This window comes from Phenylobacterium parvum, from assembly GCF_003150835.1.
GTDB classification, from domain to species: Bacteria; Pseudomonadota; Alphaproteobacteria; order Caulobacterales; family Caulobacteraceae; genus Phenylobacterium; species Phenylobacterium parvum.
Map to the genome: position 1 here is coordinate 672,351 of NZ_CP029479.1, position 20,252 is coordinate 692,602.

The 20,252-nt window shown below is 71.2% G+C and carries 18 protein-coding genes; 13 read left to right on the forward strand and 5 right to left on the reverse strand.

The features are described from left to right. Nucleotides 1-2: 2 nt before the first annotated feature. Together HYN04_RS03180 and HYN04_RS03185 are read right to left on the reverse strand one after the other, a co-directional pair. Complete coding sequence (locus HYN04_RS03180; RefSeq protein WP_110449418.1) at nt 3-3,071, reverse strand: efflux RND transporter permease subunit; 3,069 nt, start codon at nt 3,069-3,071, stop codon at nt 3-5. Beyond that, nucleotides 3,068-4,144, reverse strand: coding sequence for an efflux RND transporter periplasmic adaptor subunit (locus tag HYN04_RS03185; RefSeq protein ID WP_110449419.1), 1,077 nt, complete (start codon nt 4,142-4,144; stop codon nt 3,068-3,070). Before HYN04_RS03185 ends, HYN04_RS03180 begins: the two co-directional genes overlap by 4 nt. An 87-nt stretch (nt 4,145-4,231) precedes the next feature. Between HYN04_RS03185 and HYN04_RS03190 the strand changes: the two genes are divergently transcribed. Then, nucleotides 4,232-4,882 (forward strand): TetR/AcrR family transcriptional regulator, encoded by a 651-nt coding sequence (locus tag HYN04_RS03190; protein ID WP_110449420.1) that lies wholly within the window; start codon nt 4,232-4,234, stop codon nt 4,880-4,882. Here HYN04_RS03190 and HYN04_RS03195 read toward each other — a convergent pair. Next, nucleotides 4,866-5,627, reverse strand: a complete 762-nt coding sequence (locus HYN04_RS03195; protein ID WP_110451272.1) for an SDR family NAD(P)-dependent oxidoreductase — start codon at nt 5,625-5,627, stop codon at nt 4,866-4,868. The two genes, HYN04_RS03190 and HYN04_RS03195, sit on opposite strands and share 17 nt — an antisense overlap. A 141-nt stretch (nt 5,628-5,768) precedes the next feature. Between HYN04_RS03195 and HYN04_RS03200 the strand changes: the two genes are divergently transcribed. The 9 genes from HYN04_RS03200 (at nt 5,769) to HYN04_RS03240 (ending at nt 14,113) form a co-directional block, all read left to right on the forward strand. After that, on the forward strand, nt 5,769-7,277 hold the full coding sequence (locus HYN04_RS03200; protein WP_162599520.1) for a hypothetical protein: 1,509 nt from the start codon (nt 5,769-5,771) through the stop codon (nt 7,275-7,277). Then, nucleotides 7,278-7,877 (forward strand): hypothetical protein, encoded by a 600-nt coding sequence (locus tag HYN04_RS03205; RefSeq protein ID WP_110449422.1) that lies wholly within the window; start codon nt 7,278-7,280, stop codon nt 7,875-7,877. Nucleotides 7,878-7,892: 15 nt separating this feature from the next. Then, nucleotides 7,893-9,413, forward strand: a complete 1,521-nt coding sequence (locus tag HYN04_RS03210) for a hypothetical protein (protein ID WP_110449423.1) — start codon at nt 7,893-7,895, stop codon at nt 9,411-9,413. A 1-nt stretch (nt 9,414) separates the two neighbouring features. Beyond that, nucleotides 9,415-10,044 carry a COG3650 family protein gene (locus HYN04_RS03215; RefSeq protein ID WP_110449424.1) on the forward strand — a complete coding sequence of 210 codons (630 nt, stop codon included), beginning with the start codon at nt 9,415-9,417 and terminating at the stop codon, nt 10,042-10,044. Between the two features lie 69 nt (nt 10,045-10,113). Next, nucleotides 10,114-10,728 carry a VOC family protein gene (locus HYN04_RS03220; protein ID WP_110449425.1) on the forward strand — a complete coding sequence of 205 codons (615 nt, stop codon included), beginning with the start codon at nt 10,114-10,116 and terminating at the stop codon, nt 10,726-10,728. 4 nt (nt 10,729-10,732) lie between these two features. Continuing rightward, entirely contained in the window at nt 10,733-11,380 is a 648-nt protein-coding gene (locus HYN04_RS03225) for a carboxymuconolactone decarboxylase family protein (protein ID WP_110449426.1), read from the forward strand. A gap of 88 nt (nt 11,381-11,468) precedes the next feature. After that, on the forward strand, nt 11,469-12,539 hold the full coding sequence (locus HYN04_RS03230; protein ID WP_110449427.1) for a hypothetical protein: 1,071 nt from the start codon (nt 11,469-11,471) through the stop codon (nt 12,537-12,539). A 79-nt stretch (nt 12,540-12,618) separates the two neighbouring features. Continuing rightward, complete coding sequence (locus HYN04_RS03235) at nt 12,619-12,870, forward strand: CDGSH iron-sulfur domain-containing protein (protein WP_110449428.1); 252 nt, start codon at nt 12,619-12,621, stop codon at nt 12,868-12,870. A gap of 79 nt (nt 12,871-12,949) precedes the next feature. Then, nucleotides 12,950-14,113, forward strand: a complete 1,164-nt coding sequence (locus tag HYN04_RS03240) for a serine hydrolase domain-containing protein (protein WP_110449429.1) — start codon at nt 12,950-12,952, stop codon at nt 14,111-14,113. Nucleotides 14,114-14,378: 265 nt separating this feature from the next. Here HYN04_RS03240 and HYN04_RS03245 read toward each other — a convergent pair whose 3' ends face one another. Together HYN04_RS03245 and HYN04_RS03250 are read right to left on the reverse strand one after the other, a co-directional pair. Then, a complete protein-coding gene (locus tag HYN04_RS03245; RefSeq protein WP_110449430.1) occupies nt 14,379-15,599 on the reverse strand; it encodes a phytanoyl-CoA dioxygenase family protein in 1,221 nt (406 codons plus the stop codon). Nucleotides 15,600-15,675: 76 nt separating this feature from the next. Continuing rightward, nucleotides 15,676-16,248 carry a TetR/AcrR family transcriptional regulator gene (locus HYN04_RS03250; RefSeq protein ID WP_162599521.1) on the reverse strand — a complete coding sequence of 191 codons (573 nt, stop codon included), beginning with the start codon at nt 16,246-16,248 and terminating at the stop codon, nt 15,676-15,678. Between the two features lie 166 nt (nt 16,249-16,414). Between HYN04_RS03250 and HYN04_RS03255 the strand changes: the two genes are divergently transcribed. The 3 genes from HYN04_RS03255 to HYN04_RS03265 are packed head-to-tail and all read left to right on the forward strand — an operon-like array spanning nt 16,415 to nt 20,244. Beyond that, nucleotides 16,415-17,626 carry an acyl-CoA dehydrogenase family protein gene (locus HYN04_RS03255; RefSeq protein ID WP_110449432.1) on the forward strand — a complete coding sequence of 404 codons (1,212 nt, stop codon included), beginning with the start codon at nt 16,415-16,417 and terminating at the stop codon, nt 17,624-17,626. Continuing rightward, nucleotides 17,623-18,420, forward strand: coding sequence for a hypothetical protein (locus HYN04_RS03260; protein WP_110449433.1), 798 nt, complete (start codon nt 17,623-17,625; stop codon nt 18,418-18,420). Before HYN04_RS03255 ends, HYN04_RS03260 begins: the two co-directional genes overlap by 4 nt. Before the next feature lie 51 nt (nt 18,421-18,471). Next, entirely contained in the window at nt 18,472-20,244 is a 1,773-nt protein-coding gene (locus HYN04_RS03265) for an AMP-binding protein (protein WP_110451273.1), read from the forward strand. Nucleotides 20,245-20,252 lie beyond the last annotated feature (8 nt).

The following is a 20,252-nucleotide window of genomic DNA, read 5'->3' on the forward strand; positions in this document are numbered from 1 at the left end:
TGTCAGGCCGCAGCCTTCTCCTCGCCCCGCGCGGCCAGCCAGTAGAGCACCGGCGTGGCGATCCGGCTGAGCACGGTCGAGGACACCAGCCCCCCGATGATGGCGATGGCCAGGGGCGAGTAGAGGCCCGACCGCTCCAGCGCCAGAGGGATGAGGCCTCCGATGGCCGTGATGCTGGTCAGGAGGACCGGCAGGAAGCGCACCTCGCCGGCCCGCTCGATGGCCTCGCGCAGGGGGACGCCCTCGCGGCGCAGCTGCTCGGTGAAGTCGACGAGCAGGATCGAGTTTTTGATCTCGATCCCCATGAGGGCGATGATGCCGATCACCGCCGTGAAGGACAGGGAGTTCCCCGTCAGGGCCAGGGCCGAGACGGCGCCGAACAGGCCCAGGGGGATGATCCCGGCCACCACCAGGGCGCTCTTGAACCGGCCGAACTCCAGCACCAGCACGGCGAGGATGCCGAAGATGGCGACGGTGATGGCCGCCCCCAGGCCCGAGAAGCTCTCGGACTGGGCCTCGGCCTGCCCGCCAAAGCTGAGACGGTAGCCAGGCGGGATGGCCAGGTCCTTCAGGCGCGTCTCCACCTCGCCTCCGACCGCGGAGGCCAGGGCTCCGGGCTCCAGGAAGGCCGAGACGGTGACGGTGCGCTCACGGTCGAAGCGGTCGATCCGGGCTGGGCTGATCACCGGTCGGGGCGCCGCCAGGGCCGAGAGGGGCGTCGCCGCGCCCGAGGCGGTCGGCACGTAGACCGCTCCCAGGATCTCCAGGTCGTTGCGGTCGCCGGCGCCGACCCGGTCCATGGGCAGGCGCACCTTGACCGCATAGTCGTCGCCGTCGGCGTCGCGGAAGCGCGCGGCCTCCTCGCCGGTCAGGGCCAGGCGCACCACCCGGCGCGCGGCGCCGACGGGCACGCCCAGGGCGGCGGCCTTGGCCTCGTCCAGGCCCAGGTCGATGTCGGTGCGGTCGACGCCGAGGGGATTGCTGACGTCCCGCGCGCCGGGCGTGGCCTTGAGGATCTGCTCGATGCGCGCCGCGCCGGCCTTGAGGACGTCGAGGTTCTCCCCTGTGAAGCGCACCTCGATGGGCGCCTCGACCGGGGGGCCGTTCTCGAACAGGACCAGGGTGATGCGGGCGCCGGGATAGCGGGCGAAGGCCTCGCGCAGGCGGGCGACGACCTTCTCGCTTTCGCCGGGCCGCCAGGCCTTCAGTCCGACATAGACCTCGGCGTAGCTGGCGCTGCTTTCCCTCTGCTGCTGGTTGTAGAAGATCTGCGGATTGCCGCGCCCCAGGTTGCCGGCCCGCCAGGCGACTTCGGTCTCGCGGGCGAGGGCGCCCTCGACATACCGCAGGGCCTGGTCCGTCCTGGCCAGCGCCGTCCCGTCGGGCATCTCGATGCGCACCAGGAACTGCGGGGTCTCTGCCGGCGGGAAGAGGCTGGTGCCGATGGCCCGGGCCATGGGGATGGCGGTCAGGCACAGGCCGAGGATCACGGCCGTGGTCAGCACCGGACGGGCGAGGCCGACGTGCAGCACGGGGGCGTAGAACCTCTGGATCCCGTTGTTGACCGCGCGCAGCAGGGCGTTGCCCTCCGGGTCCTCATGGCGCGACAGGATGCGGCTGGCGAGGAAGGGAATGATGGTCAGGGCCACCAGGAGCGAGGCGGCGACGGTGACCAGGACGGTGACCGGCAGGGAACGGACATAAGACCCCGCCCCGCCGGGAAGGGCCATGAGGGGCAGGAAGGCCAGCATCAGGGCGGCGGTGCAGCCGATCACGGCGAGACTGATCTGCCGGGTCCCGTTGATGGCCGCGGAGACCCGGTCCTCGCCCTCGCGCATCCGCCGGGCGATGTTCTCGACCACCACGATGCTGTCGTCGACGAGCAGGCCAAGGGCCAGGACGAAGCCGGCGATGGACAGCTGGTTGAGGGTGAAGCCGAAGGCCTGGAGCAGGGCCAGGCCGATCAGCAGGGACAAGGGAATGGACATCATCACCACCACCCCCGCCCTGAAGCCGAGGGGCAGGAGGGTGATCAGGACCAGTCCCAGGGCGATGGCGAAGTCGCGGAACAGGTTGTTGAGGCGATGATCGACGTTCTCGGCCTGGAAGAAGGCCCGCTCCAGCTTCACGCCGGCGGGCAGGGTCTTTTCCTGCTCGTCCAGGGCGCGTCGGATCCCGGCGGTGATCTTGCCGACATCCTGGCCGTCCTTCTGGGTCACGGTGACGAAGACGGCGCGCTTGCCGTTGAACCGGGTCAGGTGGGTGGGCTCATCTTCGGCCCATTCGACCTTGGCCACGTCGCGGACCCGCACGACCTGGCCGCCCTGGCTGCGGACGGGGGTGTCGGCCACGGCCTCCAGGGTCTTGAAGGCCCCGCCGCTCTTGACGTTGAAGCGCCGGTCACCGGCCTGGACGGCGCCGACCGGCGCCTCTGCGCCCCGGGCCCGGAGCGCGTCCGCCACGGCGGAGGCGGGAAGCTGCAGCGCAGCCAGCCGGGGAAGGTCCAGCGAGACGCGCACCTCCGACGAGGGCGCGCCCCAGTAGCGGGCCTGCCGCACCCCGGGAACCCGGGCGAGGCGCTCCCGCAGGCGGTCGGCGGCCTTTTCCAGGCGGCGCATGGGCAGGGTGTCGCTGACCAGGGCGACCTGGACGATGGCGACCTCTGTGGTTCGGGCCCGGCGGACCTCCAGGCGGGCGAGACCGTCCGGGAGGGTCCCGCGCAGGGCGTTCACCTCGCGCACGACCTCGTCGTACTTGCGCTCGGGATCGACGTCGTAGCTGAACTCGACATCGACCACGCCCACGCCATCCTGGCTGGTCGAGCGGATCTGGCTCACCGAATCCAGCCCGTCGAGGGCCTGCTCGATGGGATCGACCACCAGCTGCTCCATCTCCGAGGGCTCGGCGCCGGGCAGGACCGCCTGGACGATGACGATGGGCAGGGGGAAGTGCGGGTCCTCGGACCGCGGGGTGGAGAAGAAGGCGTTGAGGCCCAGGGCCGCCAGCAGGGCGAAGGCGACGAGGGTGAACTGCCAGCGGCGGACCGCGAAGCCGGCCATGTCGAAGTTCATCGGACGGCGCCGGCCAGGGCGCGGGGATCGGCGACGCGCACCCGCTCCCCGTCGCTGATGAAGCCGCCGCCGGCGGTGATGACCCGCTCGCCGGGGGCCAGGCCGCGGACCCGGGCGTCGTCGCCCTCAAAGCCGAGGAAGACCACGGGCGTGCGGACGGCCCGGTCGCCCTTCAGCCGGAAGACATGCGCCTTGTCGCCGTTCGCCTCCAGGAGGGCCTCGGCGGGCACCCGTACGCTGCTGTCGCCTGTCGCGACGGCGGGGAAGGTCACCTTGGCGGTCAGGCCGCTCCGCAAATCGCGCCGGCCGGGAAGCTCCACCTCGACCGGGATGGCGCCGGTCCGCGGGTCGGCTCCCTGGCCGACCCGGACCACCCGTCCGGAAAGGACCTCGCCGGGCAGGGAGTCCACGGTCGCGGTCACCGGCTGGCCCGGGGCGATGCGGGGAATGTCCCGATCGGCGACCCCGGCGCGCAGGACAAGGGGGCTGGCGAGGTCGGCCAGGCGCACCACGGTCTGGCCGGGCTGGACCACCTCGCCGACCTGGGCGGCGCGCTCCAGAACCACGCCCCCGGCGGGGGCGACCAGCCTGGACCAGCGGCCGTCGAAGGCGGCGGCGTCATAGGCGGCCTGGGCGGCCTTCAGGGCGCTGCGGCGGTCCTCGACGCGCTGGTTGCTGACATAGCCCTGGGCGAAGAGGGCCTCGTCCCGGCGCAGGTCGCGGCGGGCCCGCTCCAGCTCGGACTCGGACTGGGTGACCCGGGCGTTGACCGCCGAGGGGTCGATCCGCGCCAGCACCTGGCCGGCGGCCACGGCGTCCCCGACATCCACCGACAGGGCCGTCATCACCCCGCCGACGCGGAAGGACAGGTTCATCTCCCGCTGGCGCTCCAGGGTCCCGGTGACGGTCAGGCCGCCACCCGCAAGGTCGGAGGCCGCGGCGGCGGTCTCCACCGATGGCGGCTGGGGCGCGGCGACAGGGTCCCGACCCCCGCAGGCGGCCAGCGCCAGGAGGCCGAGAAGGGCGAGGGCCCGGGGGGCGCCCGAAGACAGGCCGGAGGACACGATCGACATGGGATCCAGGACAACTGAACAGTGATTAGTTATCACTGATAACTTATCTGGCCTTGTCAACCCGGTTCGAGGAACCTAGGCCGAGCCATGCTCGTCTCCGCCGTTCGATCGCCGAGAAAGCCCCGTGGCCACGGGGGGGAGCGTCGCCAGGAAATCCTGGACGCGGCGCTCGCCCTCTATGCCGAGCGTGGGGTCCTGGGCGTCTCGACCCGGGAGATCGCCGCCGTGGTCGGGATCTCCCAACCGGCCATCTATGCCCATTTCCGCAGCCTGGACGCGCTCCGGATGGAGGTCTGCACCCAGGCCTTCGCCGAACTCCGGAGGCGCCAGGCGGCGCAGGGGGATGAAGACGGGCCGACCCGGGACGGCTTCCTGCGAACCTGCCGGACCTACATCGACTTCGGCCTGGAGCAACCGGACGCCTATCGCGTGGCCTTCATGCTGGAGAAGCCTGCGGCGGACCCGGACGTCGATGGGGACAGGGTCCTGGCCGCCGGCCTGGAGGCCTTTGGGGACTTCCGCCGGCGCATACAGCGGTTGGCGGCGGCGGGTCTGACCCGACCAGGCGAGGTGACTCTGCTGACCCAGTCCCTCTGGGCCGGGCTGCATGGCCTGGTCTCCCTGCTGATCGCCCGCCCGGACTTTCCCTGGGAGGAGCGCGAGACGCTGATCGCCCTCCACCTGGAACTGCTGGCGGACGGTCTCCTGCTGGAGGAGCGCGTCACCCCCCGCCGTTGATGTTGATCTTCTGGCCGTTGGCGTAGGGGTTGGCCGACGAGACCAGCCAGGTGACGGCGGCGGCGACGTCCTCGGGGGTGGAAACCCGACCGAAGGGCGAGCGGGCGTCCAGCTCGTGGATGTCGGCGAGGCCGGTGGTGGCCTTGGTCAGGCGCTTGCCCATCTCGGTGACCGTCAGGGACGGGGCGACGATGTTGCAGCGGATGCCATGGGCGCGCTCTTCCTTGGCGATGGTCAGGGCCAGGGCCTCCATCGCCGCCTTGGCCATGTTGTAGGGCCCGCCGCGGGCGGCCATGCCCATCGTGGCGACGGAGGAGATCATGATGATGTCGCCCCGGCCGCGGGTGCGCATCTGCGGGATCAGCAGCTTGCAGAGATAGTGCGGGCCGAAGGCGTGGACCCGGACCACCCGCTCCATCTCGGCGGGATCGGTGTCGGCCACCGACTGGCCGCGGCTGGCGATGCCGGCGTTGTTCACCAGGATGTCGACGCCCCCGAAGTCGCGGACCACGGCCTCGGCCATGGCGGCGTCCTGGTCAAAGTCCTCCACCGCGGCGGCATAGGTGCGCGCGGTCCGGCCCATGGCGCGGATCTCGGCGGCGGTCTCCTCGGCGGCGTCGGCGTCGGAGCGGTAGTTGACGGCGATGTCCGCCCCGGCCTCGGCCAGGAAGAGGGAGATGGCCCGGCCGATGCCCCGGCCCCCGCCGGTGACGAGGGCGACGCGCCCGGACAGATCGATTTGCATGGCCATGGGTCTCCTTCGAAGGCTTTTTCCTTCCTAGCCGAGGCGGTGTGCGGGGTCAGGGGGTTTCTTGCGGGCCATTAACTTGACAGGGGGCGCTGGCGTGCGAGGGAACGGCTGCTGGCTTTCGGGGGGATCGCAGGAATGACATCGGGGCGTGTGCGCGGAGTGTGGGGCCTGAAGGGCTGGGCGGCGGTGATCGGCGCCGTGGGGCTGTCCGTCGTGGCGGCGGGCCTGGCCGGCCCGGCGCCCCGGGCGGTGGCCAAGCCCCCGGGCTCCATGGAGTTCTGCAAGATCTATCCGAACGCCCACGTGTGCGCCGCCTCGCCGGTGGTGAACTGCACGACCTGCCACACCGTTCCCCCCGCCCGAAACCTGTTCGGCGAGCAGGTGGCGGCCAACCTCGCCCCCGGGGCGGCGCGGCCCCTTTCGGACGCCGACTATATCGCCGCACTGCCGGCGGCCCTGAAGGCCGTCGAGGCCCTGGACGCCGACGGAGACGGGGTCTCCAACCTGGCCGAACTGATCGCCGGCTCCCAGCCCGAGCTTTCCTCAAGCCAGCCGACCTCGGCGGGCTGCACCCCCGGCCAGGCCCGGACCGCCGCGGCCGGCCGCTGGAACACCTGTGGCTACGATCCGGCCCACGCCTATCGCAAGGTGACCCTGGACGTCTGTGGCCGCTCGCCCACCCGGGCCGAGACCGAGGCCTTCCGCCGCCTCCTGCCCAATGAGTCCGCCTGGCGCGGCGCCCTGTCCGACCGCCTCGACCAGTGCCTGCGCACCCCCTACTGGCTGGGGGTCAACGGCGTGCTCTGGAACCTGGCCAACGCCAAGATCAGCCCGGTGGACAGCATCAAGGCCGGTCCGCGGGCCGGCTCCATCCCGCTGGCCGACTATGAGTGGGACTATAACCTCTTCGCCTGGCTCAACACCGGTGACCGGGACGTCCGCGGCCTTCTGACCGGCCAGGACTTTGTGAAGCGGGTCAGCGACTCCCCGCCGACCTTCGAGCCCGTCCCCGAGGAGGGCATGCGCGGCCTGCGCCAGGCCGGACAGACCGTGCCCCGGGAAAAGCGCGCCGGCATGATCACCACCCGCTGGTTCACGACCGTGAACACCATGTTCACCCCCATCCCGCGGACCACGGCGGCGGCGGCCTATCGCCAGTACCTCGGCCTCGACCTTGCTCGGATGCAGGGCCTGCATCCGGCGGTCAGCGAGCCGGCGGACTACGACGCCAAGGGCGTGGCGGCGCCGGCCTGCGCCGTCTGCCACTCGACCCTGGATCCGCTGACCTATCCCTTCACCCGCTACGACGGGATCATCCGCAACAACTACAACCCCAACCGCCTGAAGAACTTCGTCCGCACGGACGGGCCCAGGGTGGTGGAGGCTCCTGAGGCCGGGGAGATCTTTGGCCAGAAGGTCGCCAACCTGATGGAGTGGAGCCAGGTGGCCGCCAACTCCGACGCCTTCGCCCAGAAGGTGGTCTGGGACTACTGGAAGCTGATGGTGGGCCGCGAGCCAGGTCCCGCCGACCAGACCGAGTTCACCCTGATGTGGAAGGGGCTGAAGGCGCAGGACAAGTTCAACTACCGGACCGAGCGCATGCTGCACGCCCTGGTCCTCACCGAAGCCTACGGGAGGCCGTAAATGCGCATCCTGACCCTGATCGCCCTGCTCGCCGCCCTGTTGGCGCCTGCCGCGCCCGCCCTGGCCCAGGGGCCGGCCCCCGCCTCGCCGGACCCGCGGATCAAGTTCAAGGACGGCGAGCGCTACCTTCGCGACCTGTCCGAGTCCCTGGAGATCCCCCGCAACGAGATCTGCCTTGAGCTGTCGCGGTACGACTGCGCCGACAAGGCCTTCCGTATTGTCCTGGGCGGCGTCGATCCCTACGAGATCCGCATCATGCAGCCCCTGGACCAGGCCTCCCTGGCCTCGCCCATCGCCTTTGACCGGGTGGCCCTGCAGGTCTGCTCCGGCCGGGTGGCGCGGGACAAGGCCGACCCGGCGACCGCCATCCTGTTCAAGCCCGCCGCGGGACGCCCGGACGCGGCCTGGCGTGAAGCGCTGGTCGATCGGCTGTACGACCGCATCCTTCGCCGCGATGCCGACGACGGCGAGCGCCAGCGCATGTCCGGCTTCCTCGAGGGCCTGGAAGCGCGCACCGGCCGGTCGCGGAAGGGCCAGGCCGACCAGACCGTCCTCGCCTGCTTCGCCCTGGCCTCCTCGGCCGAAGCCACCTTCTACTGAATCCGGAGCCGGGACATGACCCACAGAGCCTCGACCCCGACCGCCTCCCGCCGCGGTGTCCTCGCCGGCATGGCCGCCGGCCTCGCCGCGCCCGGCGCCGCCCTGGCCGCCGCCCGCCGCAAGGGGGAGGGCCCCGAGCCCCGCTTCCTGATCGTCCTGGGCGGAAGCGGCGGCTGCTCCATCGTCGATTCCTTCCTGGCTGTGCGGGAATCCGAGAGCCGGAATGGCAAGATCCTGAACGCCTGGCCGGACTCCCTGGTCCAGTCGCCGGGCGGCGGGCCCTTCCGGGCCATCGACTTCTCCAGCAAGACCATCGGCGCCATACCCGCCCCCTTCACGGCCAACCAGTCCGAGTTCGTGAAGCGGCACGCCTCCGACATGATGGTGGTGACCTACACCGGCACCAGCGTGAACCACGGGGTGGCCGAGCACCGGTCGGTGACCGGCAACGCCGCCTGGCGCGGCCGGACCCTGCAGGAGGCCACCGCCCTGACCTACGGCGCTGGCCGGCCGATCCCCAACGTCCACCTGATCAACGGCACTTCCTTCACCGATCGCGGTACGGATGATTCCCTCCCGTCTTCCGCCTACGGCGAGCGGGTGCCCGCCCCCAACCTCTGGCCCCTGTCCCTGGACGGCTACCGGGGCGTGAAGGACGCGCCCGACCGCAAGCTGTTCCAGGCCGCCCGCGACTTCCGGGATGGAGTCCTGGATCCCGAGTCGGAGTTCGCCAGCACCTTCGCCGCCTCCGATCGGCTGAAGCGCTGGTTCGAGCTGCGCGGCGCGCCCCTGAGGGACATCGAAGGCGCCGACCTGATCACCCAGCTGATGGTTCATCCGGACTCCGAGGACATGCCGCTCAGGTCCCACGGCCTGAAGTCCTCGCCCTTGGCCAAGAAGGTCCGCGAGGCCTTCCCCGCCTATGGCTTTGATCCCATCGAGAGCCAGGCGGCCCTGGCCTTCCTTCTGATCCGCTGCGGCGTCGCCTCCACCGTGACCCTCGGGCCGGAGAACTCGGCGGTCTTCAACAAGGGCGCGGCCCTGGGCCGGGGCGGCCTGTCGGCGGGCGACATGCGCAACACGCCCATCGCCTTCGACTTCTCGCACCAGGCGCACCGCGAGGTGCAGTCCCTGATGTGGAGCCGGGTCCTGAGCGTGGCCGACCGGCTGATCACCCTCCTCAAGAGCGAGGAACTGGCGGGGGGCAAGAGCTACTGGGACCACAGCCTCCTCTACGTGGCCACCGAGTTCGGCCGCAGCCGCAGCCGCCCCGAGGGCGCCATGACCTTCGGCTCGGGCCACGACCTGAACAACGGCGCCCTGATCGTTTCGCCCCTGGCGAACGGCGGCAAGATGCTGGGCGGCGTCGATCCGGACACCCTGATGACCTACGGCTTCGACCCTTTGAGCGGGCGGCCCGAGCCAGGTCGCCACATGACCGAGGCCGAGGTCTTCTCGGGAATCGTCCAGGCCCTGGGGATCGAGACCCCCGGAGCCGGCCTTCCCGACATGCGCGTCATGCGGCGGAAGGCCTGAGGTGGGCCGATCCGTCCGGGTCCGGCTGTTTATGGCCATTGGGCTCCTGGCCCTGGCCGGAGGCGCGGGCCTGCGTACGCCGGATCCGGGATTTCGTTACGCCGTCACGGGCCCGGGCCCTGTGGCTCTGAGCGCGGGTCCCGAGCCGGGGTCCGGACCGGCGGGAAGCCTGCCGGCGGGAACCTCCGGGCTGGTGCTCACGGGGCGGTGGGCCGAGGGGCCCGGCGGCGGGGTCTGGGAGGTCCTGGCTGCACCGGGCGACCGCCCGGCCTGGGCCCCTGCCGACCGGCTGGCGCCAGGCTCCGCAGATCCCTCGCCTGCGCCCCTGAAGTGCTCGGGGACCGAACCCTTCTGGGGGCTGGAGACCTCAGGCGGACGGGCGCGGATGAGCCGGCCCGGGCTGAAGGATCAGGACTTTCTCGCCGGCCCCCGGCGGGGCGCGACAGGCGATCCCCGGGTCTTCGTGCAGCGCCTGTCCGGGCCGGGAAGGACCCTCGGCCAGCTGGCGGTGGTCCGCCGTCCCGACGGCTGCTCGGACGGCATGTCGGACCTCCTCGCCCCCTACGAGGCGGTGGTCACGACCCCCTCTGGGGAGGTCCTGTCCGGATGTTGCCGGCGGGCAGGGGGCTGAAGGGGGTTTGACGGCGGCGAGGCAAGGGGATCAGCTAGCGGCCTGATCCCAGTCGGAGACCTTCCCGCCATGCCCGCCCCCGCCAACACCGAGTTCGACATCCGAGGCGTCAACCACATCGCCCTGGTCTGCCAGGACATGGCCCGTACGGTGGCGTTCTACCGCGACGTCCTGGGCATGCCCCTGGTCAAGACGATCGAGCTGCCGATGAAGTCGGGCCAGCACTTCTTCTTCGACATCGGCAATGGGGACTCCCTGGCCTTTTTCTGGTTCCCCGACGCCCCGGCGCACGCGCCGGGCGTGTCCTCGCCCCGGACCCTGCCGCACGAGGGGGGGCTCGTGACCGCCCATGGCTCCATGAACCACCTGGCCTTCAATGTGCCGGCCGAGAAATTCGACGCCTACGTGGAGCGGCTGAAGGCCAAGGGGATCGAGGTCTCGCCGGTCTTCAACCATGACGACTCGGCCTTCCAGATCAGCGCCGAGGTGACGGACGAGGTCTTTGTGCGCTCGGTCTACTTCTTCGATCCCGATGGGGTTTGCCTGGAGTTCGCCGCCTGGACCCGGCCCATGGGCCCGGCGGACGTGGAGCACGAGGCGGCCACGGCGGACGGCGGCCGCAGCCAGGGCCTGGTGCTGGACGCCGGCGGCGCCCCCATCCAGACCGCCCGGACGGGGGGCTGAGGCCATGCCCGTCCTGCGCCAGGTTCCCCGCGCCGAGGTCGGGTCGGACCTGATCCACCGCTACTACGACCTGCTGTTCGGCCCGGGCCGGGACCCGGTGGCCGAGCCGGGCACCGCCACAGGCACGCCGGGTGACTGGTGGACCGTCTTCGCCCTGGCGCCCGACATCTTCCGCCATGCGGTGGAGGGCTTTGGCGTCTACCGGCATCCCGACCGCAAGATCGATCCCGTCCTGCGCGAGCTGGGCCAGACCCGGGCCGGCTGGGCGCATGGCAGCCAGTTCGTCTTTTCCCAGCACTGCAAGTCCCTGCGGGGCCTGGGCGTGCCGGAGGAAAAGATCGGGGCGATTCCCGCCTGGGCGGTATCGGACGTCTTTGACGCGCGCGAGCGGGCCGTGCTGGCCTACGCCGACTGCCTCACCACGGGATCGGGCCGGACCCCTCCAGAGGTGTTCGAGGCCCTGCGCGCCTTTTGGGGCGACGAGGAGATTCTGGAGTTCACCTACATCACCGCCCTCTACGGCATGCACGCCATCATGACCCGGGCCCTCAGGCTGGAGTTCGACGACCGGGACGATCCCATCACCGAAGTCGCCGCCCCGGAGGGCTTCTCGGCCGCAGATTTCCTCAGCGCCCGTCCTGCGTCCCGCTGATGGGCTCCCGGGGCGATTGCCCCGCCCTGCGGGTGGCCCTAGACTTGGGCCAAGGTCGCTTCAGCCGGCCAGTCCTTCCGGAGGAAGCATGTCCAAGCCCGCCCTGATCGCGCTCGTCCTGGCCCTCGGCGCCGCTCCGGCCCTGGCCGCCCCGCCCTTCAAGGCGCCGCGCAACATGTATGCCCAGCCGGACCTGTCCGGGAACTGGAGCAACGCCTCCCTGACCCCCGAGACCCGGCCCCCAGCCCTCGGAACCCGCGCGACCTACACCGAGGAAGAGGTCCGGAAACTGGAGTCCCAGGCCGTCAGCGAGGTCGAGCGCGGCAATCAGAGCATCGATCCGGAGCAGGGGGCCCCTAAGGTCGGCGGTGAGATTCCTGCCGGCGTCCGGCCCGAGTTCGCCGCGGCCGGCGGCGCCGTGGGCGGCTACGACCGGGGCTGGCTGGAGCCGGGCTCCACCGTCATGCGGGTACGGGGCGAGCCGCGCACCTCCTTCCTGACCACGCCGGATGGGCAGGCGCCCAAGCGCAAGGCCGGCGCCCCGGCCCCGGCCGGCTTCAACGCCGCCATGTTCCAGCGGTCGGCGGACAATCCCGAGACCCGCGCCCTCGGCGAGCGCTGCATCCTGTCCTTCGGCCGCAACGCCGGCCCGCCCATGTTCCCGAACGGGTTCTACAACAACAACTACAAGATCGTTCAGGGCCCCGAGACGGTCGCCATCCTGGTGGAGATGGTCCACGACGTGCGGATGATCCGCCTGAACGGAACCCACCGTACGGACGGCATCCGGCCGATGATGGGTGATTCCATCGGCCGCTGGGACGGCGACACCCTGGTGGTCGAGACCGTCAACATCCCCGCACGCCAGGCCTATCGTGGCTCGTGGGAGAAGCTGAAGGTCACCGAGCGCTTCACCCGTGTGGCGAAGGACCGGGTCCACTACGCCTTCCAGGTCGAGGATCCCACCCTCTGGGATGCGCCCTGGGGCGGCGAGTACGAGTTCTCGGCCCTCAACGGCGAGATCTACGAATACGCCTGCCACGAGGGCAACTACGCCTTGCCGGGCATCCTCGCCGGCGCCCGGGCTGAAGAAGCCGAGGCCGCGGCCAAGGCGGCCGAGGCTGCGAAGGCGTCGGCCAAGCCCGCCAAGGGCGGCTGATCCGGCGGGGCTTCCGGCCCGGCGGAGATGGCGTTACCGTGACCTCGAAGGGCCGACGGGGCCCAAGGGGAGACGCAAGATGGCGGAGCGCAAGGCGGTTGTGGCGGGCAAGGCTCCCATTCCGGTCGAGGTCGAGGCCGGCAAGGCCTATTTCTGGTGCACCTGCGGCCTGTCGAAGAACCAACCCTTCTGCGACGGGGCTCACCTGCGCGAAGGCACGGACTTCCTGCCCCAGAAGTGGGAGGCCCCCGAGAGCCGCACCGTCTACTTCTGCGCCTGCAAGCAGACCAGCGGCGCCCCGCTCTGCGACGGGACGCACAACCGGCTCTGACCGGCCAGACGCATCACGCCTTCGCCGCCCCCCTCCCGGGTCCGGCCTGACCCACATGCTCCCGATCCGGAGACTATTCATGCGCGCCCTCATCCTCGCCGCCGCCCTCGCCGCCTCGGCCCTGCCGGCCCTCGCGGCTGACAAGCCGCCGCCGGCGGCCTCCGTCCTCTTCTGGTCGCAGGCGCAGAAGGAGGCGGGCTTCCCGAAGATGGAAGCTCACTTCCCGGTCAGCACGGCGGCGCGGGGCGAGAGGGTCCACGCCCTCCTGCCGGGCGCGCCCCTGTCAGTGAACGCGGTGGGCGGCCAGCCCTTCGACCTTGCAGCCTACATGACCTCGGAGAAGACCGCCGGCATCCTCGTCCTGCAGGACGGCAAGGTGCGCCTTGAGCGGTATGGCCTGGGCTATGGCCCGAACGGTCGCTGGACCTCGTTCTCGGTCGCCAAGTCGGTGACCTCCACCCTGGTCGGTGCGGCGGTGAAGGACGGCTACATCAAGAGCCTGGACGATAAGGTCACCCGCTACATTCCGGGCCTGCGCGGCAGCGCCTACGACCAGGTCAGCGTTCGCCAGCTCCTGACCATGACCTCGGGCGTCAAGTGGAACGAGGATTACACCGACCCCAACAGCGACGTGGCCCTCCTGTTCTCCACCCCGGCCGATCCGGGCCTGGATTCCACGGTCAGCTACATGCGCAAGCTGCCGCGGGAGGCCGCGCCGGGCGCCAAGTGGGTCTACAAGACCGGCGAGACCAACCTGATCGGGGTTCTGGTCACCTCGGCCACGGGCAAGTCCCTCTCGGCCTATCTCTCCGAGAAGATCTGGAAGCCTTACGGCATGGAGCAGGACGCCCTCTGGATGATCGACGAGCGGAGCCAGGAGGCCGGCGGCTGCTGCCTGTCCATGACCCTGCGCGACTACGGCCGGGTGGGTGAGTTCCTGCGCACCGGAGGGGCCGGCGCGGCGGGTCCGGTGCTCCCGGCGGGCTGGATCGCTGACGCCACCCGCGAGCACGCCGCCACGGGCGACCGGTTTGGCTATGGCTACCAGTGGTGGACGGAGCCCGTCGGCGTCTTCAACGGCCTGGGTATCTTCGGCCAACGCCTGCACGTGGACCCGGCCCGCAAGCTGGTGGTGGTGGTCTCCAGCGCCTGGCCCGAGGCGACCAATTCCGACCGGTCGGCCCGCCAGGACGCCCTGATCGCCGCCATCGCCGCCCAGCTCGACGCCGAGGCGAAGCCCTGACGGTCCTGCGACGCCGTTGACCCCCTCACCGGGCTTCGCCGGGAGCTCCCCCTGATGGGGAGCAATTCGCGCCCAATTCCTCCCCCAAGGGGGAGGTGGCCCGCGCAGCGGGACGGAGGGGGTCTGCTGAGACGCCGTTGACCCCCTCACCGGGCTTCGCCGGGAGCTCCCCCTGATGGGGAGCAATTGCTGGGTTGTTCCTCCCCCGAGGGGGAGGTGGCCCGCGCAGCGGGCCGGAGGGGGTCTGCTGAGCCGAAGTCGGCTCCTACAGGGCGGTGATCCGGCCGACGGCCGCGGCGTAGCTCTCCGTCCGGGCGGGCTCGTTCTCCTGCTGGATCCGGGTCAGGCCCAGCCCTTCGACGTCCGCGATGGTGGAGCGGTCGCGGGAGAGCTCGCCCATCCAGGCGTATTCGCCCCTGTCCATGGCCCGGCGCGCGTGGACGATGGCCCCGTTGGGATCGCCCGCCCGCCCGCTGCCGAAATACCCGTAGCCTTCGACCATGCTGTTGCTGGAGTGGGCTGAGTAGCCCAGGCGATAGAGCAGCTTCTCCGAAGCCTTCGCGAGAACCTCGGGGCGGACGCTCAGGAGAAAGGCCTCCTGCTGGCGCACCCAGGGCCGGACCACGGAATTGGTGAGGATGTAGCGCAGCCGGTCCGACCGGTTGACCGCCCCGGCGTGCAGGGTGCGGCCGTCCATCAGCATGATCGTGCCGGCGGGAGCCTCCAGGTTCACCGGGCGGGGCAGGGCGCCGTAGGTCTCGCCGTCGCGGCCATTGCTGCGGTGGGAGCCCGGAATGACCAGGGTGCCGCCGTTCACCTCGTCCACGTCCTGCAGGTAGGAGATGGTGTTCACCAGGGCGGGGGCGCCGCCGAGGTCGTAGGGGGCGGGGAAGGACTGGTCCCGGTGCAGGCCCTGCGGATGGCATCCCGGATAGGAGATGTTCGACAGGAAGCTGTAGTGCTGCCAGCCGGGCCCCATGAATTCGTCGATCAGGCGCTCGATCATGGGCCCGCCCTGGACCGCCTCCGGGTCATGCTCGAGACAGAGTCGAAAAATCTCGCCCTTGTTGACCAGCGACCAGACGTGCTGCTGGGCGGGGCTGAGGTAGGCCAGGCCAAGGTCCCGCTCGGCGGCGGCCTGGTCGACCACGCGCTCGCGGATCCGGGCGCACTGCTCGGCGGACAGGGCGTCGGCGACCAGGCAGTAGCCCCAGTCGTGGAAGTCGCGCCGGAGCTGGTCCATCTCGCGGGTCGGCCGGGGCAGGGGCTGGTCGCGCCAGTCCGGGTGCTTCCGCGCCACGGTGGTGTCGTAGTACCAGCCCTGGCCCCACTCGAGTTCCGACCTTGCGGAGGGGACCTTCGTCCAGGGATTGTGCCGGGCGATGGAAGCGTAGGGCTCGCCCGAGCGGAGGAAGTCCCGGTAGGGCAGGTAGGCGTCCTGCGAGGCCGCTTCGATGGCCTCTAGCGTGAATTCAACGGGGATCATGTCGTCTCCTCCGGACCCTTCAGGGCTTCTGGAGACGATTTGAACAACCGGTTGGCCAGGCTGTAAAGGCGGGGTCTCAGGCCCGGGCGGCGTCGACCGCCAGGGCGACCAGTTCGCCGGGCTCGGTCCAGTCGCCGGGGCGCGGCCCCAGCTGGGCCTGGACGATGCCGTGCAGGGCGCAGAGCAGCAGGTCAGCCCGCGCCCTTCCGCCCTCGCCGTCCAGCCCTTCCTCGAAATAGGGGGCCAAGGGCGCAAGGGGATCGCGCGGCCCGGTCCGCGGCGGGGCGGCCCCCTCCGGAAAGGCCACGCGGAACAGGGCGGGATGGTCCAGCCAGTGGGCGACCCACAGCCGGCAGAGAGTCTCCAGGGCCTGGGGGCGACGGGGCGACATGCCGCCCAGGGCGTCCACCAAGGCCTCGGCGGCCTCGACCAGGATGTCGGCCTGGAGGGCGGCCAGCAGGTCGGCCCGGGTGCGGAACCGCTTCTCCACGGTCAACTTCGGAACCCCTGCCTCCCGGGCGAGCCGGACGGTGGACAGGGCGCCGGCGCCCTCTTCCAGGGCGGTGCGTCGGGCGAGGGCCAGGAGCCGTCCGGAGAAGGCGGCCTCGTCCCCGTCGGTCAGCAGGGAGCGTCCCTGTGGCGGCGTCATCTGGTCCTCCCCCAACCCTTTCCGGAACGAGCCTAGCCCCTCGATTAAGGCCCGGACACATCTTCGTCGTCGGCGTGACGCCGGGGCAGGTCTTGCCCCTCTGGACCGGCGCGGTAAGCTTGCGCCAAATGCGCGCCGTATTCCCGGCGCCGACGGAGACAGGACCATGGCGGATTTCGGCGGCGACGTTGAACTCGAGGGTTTCCGCAAGGAAGCCCGCAGCTGGCTTGAAGCAAACTTTCCCGAGTCCCTGAAGGGCCAGGCCGGCGCGGCCCTCGCCTCGATGGAAGGGCCTGGGCCTGAAGGCGACATGAAGCTCTGGAAGGAGCGCATGGCCGACAAGCGCTGGGGCGCCCCGACCTGGCCAGCGGAATACGGCGGCGGCGGGCTGTCGCCGCAGGAGGCCCGCGTGCTGGCCCAGGAGATGGGCCGCGTCGGCGCCTACAACCCGATGGTCTTCGGCATGGGCGTCACCATGATCGGCCCGACCATCCTGGACTACGGCACCGAGGAGCAGAAGAAGACCCACATCCCGCCGATCGTTCGCGGCGAGGTGCGCTGGTGCGTCGGCTATTCCGAGCCCAACGCCGGTTCGGACCTGGCCTCCCTGCAGACCCGCTGCGAGGACAAGGGCGACCACTGGCTGATCAACGGCCAGAAGATCTGGACCTCCGGCGCCCAGTACTCCGACTGGTGCGGCGCCCTGGTCCGCACCGACCCGACGGTGAAGAAGCATGACGGCATCAGCTTCCTGCTGATCAACATGCGCCAGCCGGCCATCGAGACCCGACCGATCAAGCTGATCGCCGGCGCTTCGCCCTTCTGCGAGACCTTCTTCACCGACGCCGTGGCGCCCAAGGACGCCCTGTTGGGCAAGCTCAACGAGGGCTGGTCGGTGGGCAAGCGACTGCTGCAGCACGAGCGCGCCAGCCAGACCGGCGTGTCCATGGGCGGTCGGGCGACCCCGCTGGAGGACATCGCCCGCAAGTATGTGGGCGAGGACGGCAAGGGCCGGATCGCCGACAGCGACCTTCGCACCCGGATGATCCGCCACATCATGGACGCCCGGGTCCACAGCCTGACCCTGGCTCGCGCTGCGGCTGAGGCCAAGGGCGCCTCGGGCGCCACCAACGCAGCCTCCGTGCTCAAGAACTCGGCCACCAACGTGGCCCAGATCCGGCAGGAGATGGTGCTGGAGATCATGGGCCACCAGGGCCTGGGCTGGGAGGGCGACGCCTTTACCCACGCCGAGATCGAGGCTGTGCGCGGCTGGCTGTCCGGCCGTGCCATGTCGATCTATGGTGGCTCGGTGGAGGTGCAGAACAACATCATCTCCAAGCGTATCCTGGGCCTGCCGGACACCACCCAGTCGGCGTGAGGCGGGGCCTCCTTTTCGGGATCCTGGGCGCGGCGCTGGCGGTTTCGGCCGCCGGCGCCGGGCCGGGGCCTGCGCCCGCCCAACCCACCTCCGCCATCCTCCTGAAGGCAGAGGAGGGCGACCGCGCCTGCTACATGACGCTGAGGGATGACCGGGGCGCGACGGTCGAGGCCTATGCGGACTTCGCCATCTGTGAGCGTGCGCCGTCGCTCCTGGGGCGGAGGGTGGAGTTCACCTGGGAGATGCTCAACCTGCCGGCGCCCGACTGCGGGGCCGAGCCGGGGTGCCCCCGGTCAGTGCGGGTCCCCGTGGCCATGGGCGCGCGCCTTGCCGCCGCCCCAGCCCTGAAGGCCGGAAGCCTATGCACCCCCTCCGAGACGGTGGTTTTCGCCTGCCAGGCGGGCGCCCGCACGGTCTCGGTCTGCGCCGCGCCCGGTACGGGGGGCGACAGGGTCCAATACCGCATCGGCCGCCCCGGCGCGGCGCCGGAACTGGTGCTGCCCAAGGCGCCGGGCCGTCCCCGCGACGTCACTTCGGGGGATACCCTTATGTTCTCGGGTGGCGGCGGGGCCTGGCTGCGCTTCGCCAACGGCCCCTACGCCTACACGGTCTACAGCGCCATCGGCCGCTGGGGCCCCGGCGGCGCGCCGGCAGAGAAGGCCGGGGTCCTGGTCGAGAAGGCCGGCGGCCGGATCGCCAACCTGCGCTGTACAGCCGGCGAGGCGGCGCTGGACGCCGGCTGGATGTCCGCCGCCGGGGTGCGCCCGGACGCGCGGGGCTTCGACCTGCCCTGACGGGGCGGCTTTCGCTTGCAGTCGGCGGCGGGGCCGTTCATCCAGAGCGCCATGGACACCGCCCTGGCTCCCCTCCGTGACCCCCGCTACGCCCCCGCCCGGCTTGAGATCGAGGTGCGGCCCGACGGGACCCGGATCCTGTTCAACCCGACGCCGCTGGACGGGCCCTTCCCGACGGTGGCCGGGCCTCTCCTGCACTGGGCCGAGCGGGCGCCCGCCCGGACCTGGCTGGCGGAGCGGTCGGGCGAGGGCTGGCGCGAGGTCAGCTACAGCGAGGCCGCCGGGCGCATCGCCGCCCTGGCCGGCGGCCTGCGCGAGCGGGGGATCGGCGGGCCGCGGCCCCTGCTGATCCTGGCCCGCAATGGGATCGACCACGCCCTCATCAAGTACGCGGCCATGAGCCAGGGCATGCCGGTCGCCCCGGTCTCGCCCCAGTACGGACTGCCGGGCGCCAATCTCTCGCGCCTGGCCCAGGCGGTGGAGACCTTGAATCCGTCGGCCATCTACACCGAGGACGCGGCCCTGTTCGGCGAGGCCCTGGCGGCGCCCTTCCTGGCCGGCCTGCCGGTGATCGCCGGCCGCAACGCCCGGCCCGGGGATGTGTCCCTTGGCGACCTGGAGCGGGCCTCGCCGGCGGCCCCTTCGGCCCGGCCCGAGGACCATGCCAAGTACCTGCTGACCTCGGGCTCCACGGGACGTCCCAAGGCGGTGATTAACCTGCAGGAACGCATGGCCGCCAACGCCGCCCAGGTGGCCGCCTGCTTCGCCGACCCGGATCCGCCGGTGGTGGTCAACGCCGCGCCCTGGAGCCACAGCCTGGGCGCCAACGCCATCCTGCACATGGTGCTGCACCGGGGCGGGACCCTCTACATCGACGCCGGCCAGCCGGTGGAGGGCCGCTTCGGAGACACGGTGCGGAACCTCCGCGAAGTGGCGCCGACCTATCACAACATGGTCCCGGCGGGCTGGATGATGTTCGCCGGCGAGCTGGAGGCCGACCCGGACCTGGCCCGCAACTTCTTTTCCCGCGTCCGGCTGATGCAGTACGGCGGCGCCAACCTGGGGCAGGAGATCTGCGACCGCATCCAGGCCGTGGCGGTGCGCACGGTGGGCGAGCGGATCAGCTTCTCCTCGGGCTACGGCGCCACCGAGACCGGGCCGACGGCGGCCAATGTCCACTGGCCCAACACCCGAATGGGCCTGATGGGCCTGCCCCTGCCGGGCACGACGGTGAAGCTGGCGCCCCTGGCCGGCAAGCTGGAGTTCCGGGTCAAGGGGCCGCAGGTCACGACCGGTTACCTGGGCCAGCCCGAGCTTTCGGCGGCCAGCTTCGACGAGGAGGGCTTCTACCGCCTGGGCGATGCGGCCCGACTGGTGGACCCGGAGGACATCCGCAAGGGCCTGGCCTTTGACGGGCGCCTCTCCGAGAACTTCAAGCTGGCCAGCGGGACCTTCGTGAACGTCGGCGAGCTGCGCATTGCGGTGATTGGCGCCGTCGGCGACGCCGTGACCGACGCCATCGTCTGCGGCGAGGGCGAGTCGGGGGTGGGCCTGCTGTTCTATCCGCGTCCAGGCTACGCCCCTGAGGCGGTGATGGAAGCCGTGCGCACGGCGGTCGCGGCGCACAACGCCCGGGGCGGCGGCGGAGCGGGGCGGGTGGCCCGGGCCCTGGTCCTGCCGGACGGTCCCGACGCCAACGCCGGGGAGATCACCGACAAGGGCTACATCGCCCAGCCGGTGGCGCGGGCCTTGCGGGCCGCCTTCATCGGGCGGATGTTCGCAGGCGCGCCGGACCCCGGCGTGATGGTTTTCGAGACGGCCTGACGCAGAGG

Bases quoted from the DNA above. Each gene is read 5' to 3' on its own strand.
- HYN04_RS03235 (WP_110449428.1), top strand. From the start codon at position 12,619: ATGGCGGAGCGCAAGGCGGTTGTGGCGGGCAAGGCTCCCATTCCGGTC.
- HYN04_RS03245 (WP_110449430.1), bottom strand. From the start codon at position 15,599: ATGATCCCCGTTGAATTCACGCTAGAGGCCATCGAAGCGGCCTCGCAG.
- HYN04_RS03230 (WP_110449427.1), top strand. From the start codon at position 11,469: ATGTCCAAGCCCGCCCTGATCGCGCTCGTCCTGGCCCTCGGCGCCGCT.
- HYN04_RS03190 (WP_110449420.1), top strand. From the start codon at position 4,232: ATGCTCGTCTCCGCCGTTCGATCGCCGAGAAAGCCCCGTGGCCACGGG.
- HYN04_RS03185 (WP_110449419.1), bottom strand. From the start codon at position 4,144: ATGTCGATCGTGTCCTCCGGCCTGTCTTCGGGCGCCCCCCGGGCCCTC.
- HYN04_RS03240 (WP_110449429.1), top strand. From the start codon at position 12,950: ATGCGCGCCCTCATCCTCGCCGCCGCCCTCGCCGCCTCGGCCCTGCCG.
- HYN04_RS03220 (WP_110449425.1), top strand. From the start codon at position 10,114: ATGCCCGCCCCCGCCAACACCGAGTTCGACATCCGAGGCGTCAACCAC.
- HYN04_RS03225 (WP_110449426.1), top strand. From the start codon at position 10,733: ATGCCCGTCCTGCGCCAGGTTCCCCGCGCCGAGGTCGGGTCGGACCTG.
- HYN04_RS03180 (WP_110449418.1), bottom strand. From the start codon at position 3,071: ATGAACTTCGACATGGCCGGCTTCGCGGTCCGCCGCTGGCAGTTCACC.
- HYN04_RS03205 (WP_110449422.1), top strand. From the start codon at position 7,278: ATGCGCATCCTGACCCTGATCGCCCTGCTCGCCGCCCTGTTGGCGCCT.
- HYN04_RS03200 (WP_162599520.1), top strand. From the start codon at position 5,769: ATGACATCGGGGCGTGTGCGCGGAGTGTGGGGCCTGAAGGGCTGGGCG.
- HYN04_RS03255 (WP_110449432.1), top strand. From the start codon at position 16,415: ATGGCGGATTTCGGCGGCGACGTTGAACTCGAGGGTTTCCGCAAGGAA.
- HYN04_RS03265 (WP_110451273.1), top strand. From the start codon at position 18,472: ATGGACACCGCCCTGGCTCCCCTCCGTGACCCCCGCTACGCCCCCGCC.
- HYN04_RS03195 (WP_110451272.1), bottom strand. From the start codon at position 5,627: ATGCAAATCGATCTGTCCGGGCGCGTCGCCCTCGTCACCGGCGGGGGC.
- HYN04_RS03250 (WP_162599521.1), bottom strand. From the start codon at position 16,248: ATGACGCCGCCACAGGGACGCTCCCTGCTGACCGACGGGGACGAGGCC.
- HYN04_RS03210 (WP_110449423.1), top strand. From the start codon at position 7,893: ATGACCCACAGAGCCTCGACCCCGACCGCCTCCCGCCGCGGTGTCCTC.